This is a genomic window from Streptomyces sp. NPDC058812 (genome assembly GCF_042744565.1).
Lineage (GTDB): Bacteria > Actinomycetota > Actinomycetes > Streptomycetales > Streptomycetaceae > Streptomyces > Streptomyces thinghirensis.
Window position 1 is genome coordinate 20,916 of sequence record NZ_JBHYOB010000037.1, and the last position, 7,836, is coordinate 28,751.

8 protein-coding genes are annotated in these 7,836 nt (G+C 73.0%); 4 read left to right on the top strand and 4 right to left on the bottom strand.

Annotation, left to right across the window (positions count from 1 at the left end; genetic code table 11):
- Positions 1–29: 29 nt before the first annotated feature.
- Positions 30–1,511 carry a PLP-dependent aminotransferase family protein gene (locus ACFW48_RS37600; protein ID WP_386323014.1) on the bottom strand — a complete coding sequence of 494 codons (1,482 nt, stop codon included), beginning with the start codon at positions 1,509–1,511 and terminating at the stop codon, positions 30–32.
- On the opposite strand from ACFW48_RS37600, the gene ACFW48_RS37605 reads away from it, so the two are divergent.
- The gene (locus ACFW48_RS37605) at positions 1,510–2,493 is read left to right on the top strand and encodes a DMT family transporter (protein WP_386323015.1); all 984 of its coding nucleotides are present in this window, start codon (positions 1,510–1,512) and stop codon (positions 2,491–2,493) included. The two genes, ACFW48_RS37600 and ACFW48_RS37605, sit on opposite strands and share 2 nt — an antisense overlap.
- A 39-nt stretch (positions 2,494–2,532) precedes the next feature.
- Positions 2,533–2,727: a DUF1918 domain-containing protein gene (locus tag ACFW48_RS37610; protein WP_019325174.1), complete on the top strand. Its 195-nt coding sequence runs from the start codon at positions 2,533–2,535 to the stop codon at positions 2,725–2,727.
- 12 nt (positions 2,728–2,739) lie between these two features.
- Here the strand turns inward: ACFW48_RS37610 and ACFW48_RS37615 are convergent, their stop codons facing one another.
- A complete protein-coding gene (locus ACFW48_RS37615) occupies positions 2,740–4,029 on the bottom strand; it encodes a glycoside hydrolase family 10 protein (protein ID WP_386323017.1) in 1,290 nt (429 codons plus the stop codon).
- A 178-nt stretch (positions 4,030–4,207) separates the two neighbouring features.
- Here ACFW48_RS37615 and ACFW48_RS37620 point away from each other — a divergent pair, with 178 nt between their 5' ends.
- Positions 4,208–5,080 (top strand): 3-hydroxybutyryl-CoA dehydrogenase, encoded by an 873-nt coding sequence (locus ACFW48_RS37620; RefSeq protein ID WP_386323019.1) that lies wholly within the window; start codon positions 4,208–4,210, stop codon positions 5,078–5,080.
- A 182-nt stretch (positions 5,081–5,262) separates the two neighbouring features.
- Positions 5,263–5,520, top strand: a complete 258-nt coding sequence (locus ACFW48_RS37625) for a hypothetical protein (RefSeq protein WP_121745986.1) — start codon at positions 5,263–5,265, stop codon at positions 5,518–5,520.
- On the opposite strand, the gene ACFW48_RS37630 is transcribed toward ACFW48_RS37625, so the two are convergent.
- Both ACFW48_RS37630 and ACFW48_RS37635 read right to left on the bottom strand, forming a co-directional pair.
- Complete coding sequence (locus ACFW48_RS37630; RefSeq protein WP_386323025.1) at positions 5,521–6,048, bottom strand: NUDIX hydrolase; 528 nt, start codon at positions 6,046–6,048, stop codon at positions 5,521–5,523. It lies immediately after the preceding gene.
- 118 nt (positions 6,049–6,166) lie between these two features.
- The gene (locus tag ACFW48_RS37635) at positions 6,167–7,507 is read right to left on the bottom strand and encodes a transcriptional regulator (RefSeq protein WP_386323021.1); all 1,341 of its coding nucleotides are present in this window, start codon (positions 7,505–7,507) and stop codon (positions 6,167–6,169) included.
- Positions 7,508–7,836 lie beyond the last annotated feature (329 nt).

The window sequence follows — 7,836 nt, forward strand, 5'->3', positions numbered from 1 at the left end:
TCGCAGGGCGGGGAAGCGACGTCGACCCGTTATCCCGCCGCCCTTTGTCCCCACACCTCCGCGCAGGCCGTGCGCAGGCGCCGTACCCCTTCCGCGATCTCCCCGACGCCCCCGACCGCCGCGAAGCTCAGCCGGAGGTGGGCGGCCGGGGGTTCGGCACTGAAGTACGGGCGGCCCGGGGTGATCGCGACGCCCGCCCGCAGAGCCGCCGAGGTGAGCGCCGACTCTCCCCCGGAGCCGAAAGCCTGGGCGGTGCCCCCAGTGCCCTCGGGCAGGCGCAGCCACAGGTGGTAGCCGCCGGAGGGGATGTGGGGCAGGGACACCTCGGGCAGATGCAGGCGCAGTGCGGAGGTCATCGCGTCCCGGCGGGCCTTCAACTCCGCCGAGACCGCGCGCAGATGGCGTGGCCAGGCGGGCGAGCCGACGAGTTCCAGCGCCGCCTCCTGGAGGGGCCGGGGCACGAAGAAGGTGTCGACGACCTGGATGGCCCGCAGCCGCTCCAGCACCGGCCCGCGCGCGGCCAGGGCGCTGACCCGGAAGCTGGGCGAGGTCGCCTTGGTCAGCGAGCAGACGTGGACGACGACGCCGTCCGGGTCGTCGGCGGCGAGCGGGGCGGGCAGCGGGCCCGCGTCCTCGTGCACCAGCCGCCGTACGAAGTCGTCCTCGACGACGAAGGCGCCGGCCGCGCGGGCGATGCGCAGCACCTCGCCGCGCCGCTCGGGGGCGAGCACGGCACCGGTCGGGTTCTGGAACAGGGGCTGGCAGACGAAGACGCGGGCGCCGGTGGCCCGGAAGGCGTCGGCGAGCAGGGCGGGCCGCACGCCGTCCGCGTCCACGGGGACCGGTACCGGGCGCAGGCCGGCCGCCCGCGCGATGGCCAGCATGCCGGGGTACGTCGGGGACTCGACGAGGACGGCGGTGCCGGGCGGGGCGAGGGCGCGCAGGGCGGTGGTCAGCGCGGACTGGCCGCCCGCGGTGATCAGCACCTCCGCCGCCGTGATGGCCCCGCCGATGCTGCGGGCGAACCACTCCCGCAGTTCCGGCAGTCCCTCCATCGGCGGCCTGCCCCACGCACCGGGCCGCCGCCCGGCCCGGGACAGGGCCGCCGCCATCGCCCGCTCCGGCTGCAGCGACGTGTGCAGATAGCCGCCGTTGAACTCCACGACGCCGGGCGGCGGCGCGGCCAGCGAGGCCAGGACTCCGGAGGCGTCCACCGAGCGCGGTACGAGGTCGGCGGCGCCGTCGGCGCTGAGCGCGACCTCCTGCCACGAGGTGTCCCCGGAGGGCGCGGCCGACTCGCGTTGCCGGGCGCGGAAGGCCCCGGCGCCGGGCCGGGTGACCACCAGCCCCTCGGCGGCCAGCTGCGCCAGGGCGCGGGAGACGGTCACCGGGCTCACCCGGAACCGGTCGACGAGGGCCCTGCTGGACGGGAGCTTTCCGCCGGGTGAGTAGCGGTCGAGCTCCCGCCGCAGCTGGTTCGCCAGTTCAGCGACACTGCTACGCTCATGCATGAGAGCACAGAGTAGCGCTACCAGCTCCACGGCGATAGCAGTCGGCGGCCCGGGCAGCACAGCCGGCACTGGCACCGGCTCGTCCGGCACCGGCTCGCTCGGCGCCCTCCAGGCCGCCCTCGGTGTCGTCGCCTTCTCCCTCACCTTCCCCGCCACCGCCTGGGGTCTGGAGGGCTTCGGCCCCTGGTCCCTGATCGCCGTGCGCAGCATCCTCGCCGCGGTGATCGCGGGCGGCTGCCTGCTGGCGGTGGGAGTCCCCCCGCGCGAGCGAAGCCGAGCGTGGGGGAGGGTGCCGCTTCCCGAGCGGCGGCACTGGTTCGGTCTCGCGGTGGTGGGCGGTGGCGTCGTCCTCGGCTTCCCGCTGCTGACCACGCTCGCCCTGCAGACCTCCACCACCGCGCACGCCGCCGTCGTGGTGGGCCTGCTCCCGCTGACCACCGCACTGCTGTCCGCGCTGCGTCTCGGCACCCGCCCCTCGCGCACCTTCTGGGTCGCGGCCCTGGCGGGTGCGGCCGCCGTGCTCGCCTTCACGGTGCAGCAGAGCGGCGGCGCCCTGACCACGGCCGACGCCTACCTCTTCGCGGCGCTGCTGGTGTGCGCGGCCGGCTACACCGAGGGCGGCCGGCTGGCCCGGGTGATGCCGGGCTGGCAGGTCATCGGCTGGGCGCTGGTGCTGTGCGTGCCGCTGACCGTGCCGATGGCCGCCGTGGCCCTGTCCTTCGAGCCGGTGCACCTGACGGCGCACAGCGTGACCGGGCTGCTGTGGGTGGCGGCGGGCTCTCAGTTCCTGGGCCTGGTCGTCTGGTACCGGGGCATGGCGGCCATCGGCGTCCCCAAGGCCAGCCAGTTGCAACTGGCCCAGCCGCTGCTCACACTGGTGTGGTCGGTACTTCTCCTGGGCGAGCACCTGACGGTGGCCGCCCCGCTGACGGCCGCGGCGGTACTGGTGTGCATCGCGGTCACCCAGCGGGCCCGGGGGTAGGGCACTGCCCGGCGGCACACAGGTGAGGAGGACTCACGCATGCGAGCAACCAAGGGCGACCAGCTGATCCAGCACGGCCGGGTTGTCGGTGAGCACGACAAGGTCGCGGAAATCGTCGAAGTCATGGGCAAGGAGGGCGCACCCCCGTACCGGGTCCGGTTCGAGGACGGGCACGAGGCGGTGTGCTCGCCCGGCCCCGACTCCGAGATCCGGCACAGGGAGATCCAGCTGTAGCCGGCGCCGGTCCTACCCGTCCCGGCGGGAAGTGCCGGCCGCCCGCGCGTAGTGGTCGGCACTCACCCGCGCCATCGCCCCGATCCGGTCCTCTCCCACCTCCTTCGCGGAGAAGAAGACGTGCCCGCGCACCTCGGGATGCTGCTGGGCCAGCGTGAGGTGCCGGGACAGCTCGCCGGGGTCCTGCCACGCGGCGGGCTGCGCCGGGTCACCCGCCTTGTACAGGGCCTCACCGGCGTACAACTGGGTCCGGCTGCCCTTGGCCACCTCCGCCCACCAGGGGAGCAGCTTCGCGTAGTCGGCGGCGTCCAGGCCGATGTGCCAGTACAGCTGCGGCACGATGTAGTCGAGCCAGCCCTCGCGCACCCACTTGCGGGTGTCCGCGTACAGGTCGTCGTAGGTCTGTACGCCCGCCCTGGTGTCCGAGCCCTTCGCGTCGGTGGCCGCGTTGCGCCACACCCCGAACGGGCTGACCCCGAAGCGGGCGGCCGGCCGGACCTTCTTGACCCGCTCCGCGGTTTCGCGCACCAGCAGATCGATGTTGTCCCGACGCCAGGCGGCCTTGGTGGCGAACCCGCTGCCGAACGTGCTGTAGGTGCCGCCGTCGTCGAAGCTCTGGCCCGCCACCGGGTAGGGGTAGAAGTAGTCGTCGAAGTGGACGCCGTCCACGGCGTACTTCCCCACCGCGTCCATCATCGCGTCCTGGACGAAGGACCGGACCTCGGGCAGCCCCGGGTTGTAGTAGAGCTTCCCGCCGTACGGCACCACCCACGCGGGGTTCTTGCGCGCGGGGTGCGAGGGCACCAGGCGGGCCGGGTCGTCGTGCGTGGCGACGCGGTACGGGTTGAACCAGGCGTGCAGTTCCAGGCCGCGGGCGTGGGCCTCCGTCACGGCCGTGCCCAGGGGGTCCCAGCCCGGGTCGCGGCCCTGGCTGCCGGAAAGGTACTCCGACCACGGCTCGTACGCCGACGGCCACAGCGCGTCGGCCGTCGGACGCACCTGGAAGATCACCGTGTTGAGGCGGTGCCGGACCGCGTTGTCGAGGTGCTCGATCAGTTCCGCGCGCTGCTCCGCCGCGCGCAGCCCCGCGCGGGTGGGCCAGTCGCGGTTGGCCACCGTGGCCAGCCACATGCCCCGCATCCCGGTGACGGCGCGGCGGGCGGGCGGTCCCGCCGCGGGGCCGCCCGGTGCCGGCGGCGGGGTCGGTGCGCCCGACGGGATCGGCGCCGCCGACGCCCGGGGCGCGATGGTGAACGCCGACAACGCCGCCACCGTGAAGGCACGACGCGAGACACGGCCCATGGGAAGACCTCCTGAACGCATGGGATCCGCACGGTCACGGATCGTGAGGGGGAACCCAGCATGCCCGACCCTGGGGACGGAACCGTGGCCATTCGGAGGTAACGTGCACGATCGGAGCAGGCACCGGGGACCCCGGCGTGCCTGCTGCCACAGCCGTGGAGTCAGCGAAAGGGACGATGTGACCGGCATCTCGGGAGATATCACACGCGTCGGCGTGGTGGGCTGCGGTCAGATGGGGGCGGGCATCGCCGAGGTGTGCGCCCGCTCCGGTCTGGAGGTGATGGTCGCCGAGACCACCGGCGAGGCCCTGGAGATCGGCCGCACCCGGCTGTACAACTCGCTGAGCAAGGCGGCCGAGCGCGGCAAGATCAGCGAGGAGGAGCGGGACGCGACGCAGGCGCGCCTGAGCTTCACCACCGATCTCGGCGAGTTCGCCGACCGTGACCTGGTGATCGAGGCCGTCGTCGAGAACGAGCAGGTCAAGACCGAGATCTTCCAGGTGCTCGACCAGGTCGTGACCCGGCCGGACGCGATCCTGGCCTCCAACACCTCCTCGATCCCGCTGGTGAAGCTGGCGGTCGCCACCTCGCGGCCCGACCACGTCATCGGCATCCACTTCTTCAACCCGGCCCCGGTGCAGCAGCTGGTCGAGCTGATCCCGGCGCTCACCACCTCCGAGGGCACGCTCAGCCGGGCGCAGCTGTTCACCGAGAAGGTGCTCGGCAAGCACTCCATCCGCGCCCAGGACCGCTCCGGCTTCGTGGTCAACGCGCTGCTGATCCCCTACCTGCTCTCCGCGATCCGGATGTTCGAGTCGGGCATCGCCAGCCGCGAGGACATCGACAACGGCATGGAGATGGGCTGCGCCCACCCGATGGGCCCGCTGAAGCTGTCCGACCTGATCGGCCTGGACACGGTCTCCTCGGTCGCGTACTCGATGTACGAGGAGTACAAGGAGCCGCTCTACGCCGCTCCCCCACTGCTCCAGCGCATGGTCGACGCGGGCCGGCTCGGCCGCAAGAGCGGTTCGGGCTTCTACTCGTACGGCTGACACGAAGAGTGACGATCGCGGGCCCGGCACCTGGACGAGGTGCCGGGCCCGCGGCGTTCACACGGCGTGTGCGCACCGGGCCCGCATATGCCGTTCGCACACTCTCCCCACGCGCCCACCAGGCGGGTTGACTCACCATGCACATGCAAGGGATGTGAGACGACTACGGAAAGGAGCGGTTCGTGACCGCCGATCCCGAGCATTCCGTCCATCAGGGAGAGCTCGCAGAGTTACGGCGCCGGCTCGATGTGGCGTACGCGCGCGTCGAGGGCGGACTCGCCCTGCTCTCCCATCGCACCGAGGAGAGCGCCAAGGAGCTGGAGGACCTGAACGCCCGGCTGACCGCCCTGGAGCACGCCCGCTGGCCGCTTCCCTCGGTCGCGGTCCTCACGGCCCTGGGTGCCCTGGTCGTGGCGGTGTGGCAGGCACTCGGGCACTAGCTAGGACCGGAGATGGTGCAGCAGGAGTAACGCGGCCGCCATGTTGGCGGCCGGGACCTCCCCGCGGGCGACCATGTCGGGAACGAGCTTGAGGGGGACCCATTCCCGGCGGTCCGACTCGAAGTCGTCCACGGGGTGTCCGACGTACGTGCCCTCGTCGGCCCAGTAGATGTGGTGCCGGGCGTCGGTGAGGCCGTTGGACGGCTCCACGCTCATGAGGTGGCGCAGCGGTCCCGGCCGCCAGCCGGTCTCCTCCTCCAGTTCCCTGGCCGCGGCCACCGCCACGTCCTCGCCGTCCTCGACGACGCCCGCCGCGAGTTCCCAGCCCCAGCTGTCGGTGATGAACCGGTGCCGCCACAGCAGGAGGGCTTCGCCCGCCGCGTTCACGACCGTGGCCACGGCCACGGGGCGCATCCGTATGAGGAAGTGGTCGAGATGCCGGCCGTCCGGTAGCCCGACGTCGGCGAGATTGACGCTGAACCAGCGATTTGAGTACACAGTTTGCTCGTTCTCTTTCGTCCACCGCACTGTTCTGCCACCTTTCCTGGAGTAGGTGGCAATATCGCAGCAGTGGCGTCCCGGCAGCAGGCGCACGGCGGCCGCTCACGGCGCAGCGGTGGGCGCAGGGCGCCCGGGGACCCGGCGGTCACAGCGGGACGCGCAGGGCCCCGTCGATGAGTTCGGCGGCCTCCGCGGTGCCCGCGCAACCGCTGCGCACCAGGTGCTCGCGGACCGCGCGGAGTCTGTCGCGCAGGCGCTGGGACTCCATGCCGCGGGCCTGTTCGGCCATCTGCACCGCGGTCGCCACCGCCTTGTCGGCGTTGCCCTGGCGCAGTTCGATCGTGCTGAGCATGGCGAGCCGGTGCACGCGGCCCCGGTCGTGCGCGGGGTTGTCGACGGCCGCCGCGGCGTGCTCCCCCGCCGCCGCCAGTTCCCCGAGGCTCAGCAACGCCTCCGCCACCTGGACGTTGACCAGGCCGGGCTGGACATAACCGGTCTCGTCGGGCTCGTACCCCCGCCGGATGCGCTCGGCGGCCTGTTCGGCGCGCCGGATGCAGGACAGCGCGCTGGTGCCGTCGCCGAGGTGTGCGTACGCCTTCGCCTGCATCGCGTACAGGTCGGAGGCGAGGGCGGGGGTGATGTGCCGGCCGGCGGCGCGCAGGGCGGCCTCGGCGAAGGCGACGGCCTGCCGGTTCTCCCGCATGAACAGCGCCTGGTTGACCAGCAGGGCGATGACGTAGGCGCCCAGGCCCCGGTCCCCGCTGGCCTTCGCGAGCCGCAGTGCCTGGTGGAAGTAGCGCTGCGCGAGGCCGTGCGCGTCGGAGTCGTACGCGCAGATCCCGGCGACCGCCACCAGACCGCCGGTGGCCCGGTGCAGTTGGCGGCCGGTGGCGTCCGTGTAGCTGCCGCGCAGCAGCGGGGCGGCCTCGGAGTTGAGGAACCCGACGATGCGGGCGCGGGTCGCCATGCCGCCGGCCTTGCGGTACATCTGCTCGTAGTGGGCGCGGGCGCAGCGCAGCGTCTCCAGGTCCCCCGCGGTGACCCGGTGCCGGCCGCCGCGGGAGACGTCCACGTCCTCGGGCGGGTTCTCCCACTCCCACACCGGCATCACGGCGGGCGTGCCGGTGAGCGCGGGAGCGCCGAGGATGTGCGGGCGCTGCTGCTGGTCGGAGCGCCACAGGGCGGTGGCGCGCTCCACGAACCCGGACAGTGAGCCGGTGTGCGGGGCGGCCGGCTCACCGGGGACGCCGAGGCCGATGTCGTCGAGGGTGACGGGGCGGTGCAGCCGGGAGGCGAGGACCTCGCAGATCAGGTCGGGCACCTGACCGCGCGGCCGCTGCCCCTTCAACCACCGTGCGACGGCGGTGTGTTCGTACCTCAGCGCGAGCCCGCGCGCTCTTCCGGCCTGGTTGACGTGCGCGGCCAGTCCCGCGTGCGAGACCCCGGCCTCGTCGAGGATCGCGTCGAGCAGGGTGTTGGGCTGCATGGGTGCCCCCCGGTGACTCGGTGCCGACAGCGTAGTGCGTCGGTCTTCACACGGGGTGTGAACGGAGTACGCGCATCCGTACCGTGTGCGCACTGTCGCGGAGAGTTCCGGGCCGGTTGACTTAACTGCCTCGAAAGAGGCCGGCCGGGCCGCCGGCTCCCCCTCGTACAGTACGGCGGCCCGTTTCCACGCCGTCCGCCCAGCCGCCTGCCCGACACTCCGTGGCGGGGCGGACGGCGCGCCGGCTCCGCCGGTTGCGTGGAGGATCGCGGCGCGTTGTCGCCCGCGGGTGTGTCGTGGTCGCGCGGTTCCCCGCGCCCCTTCAGGGG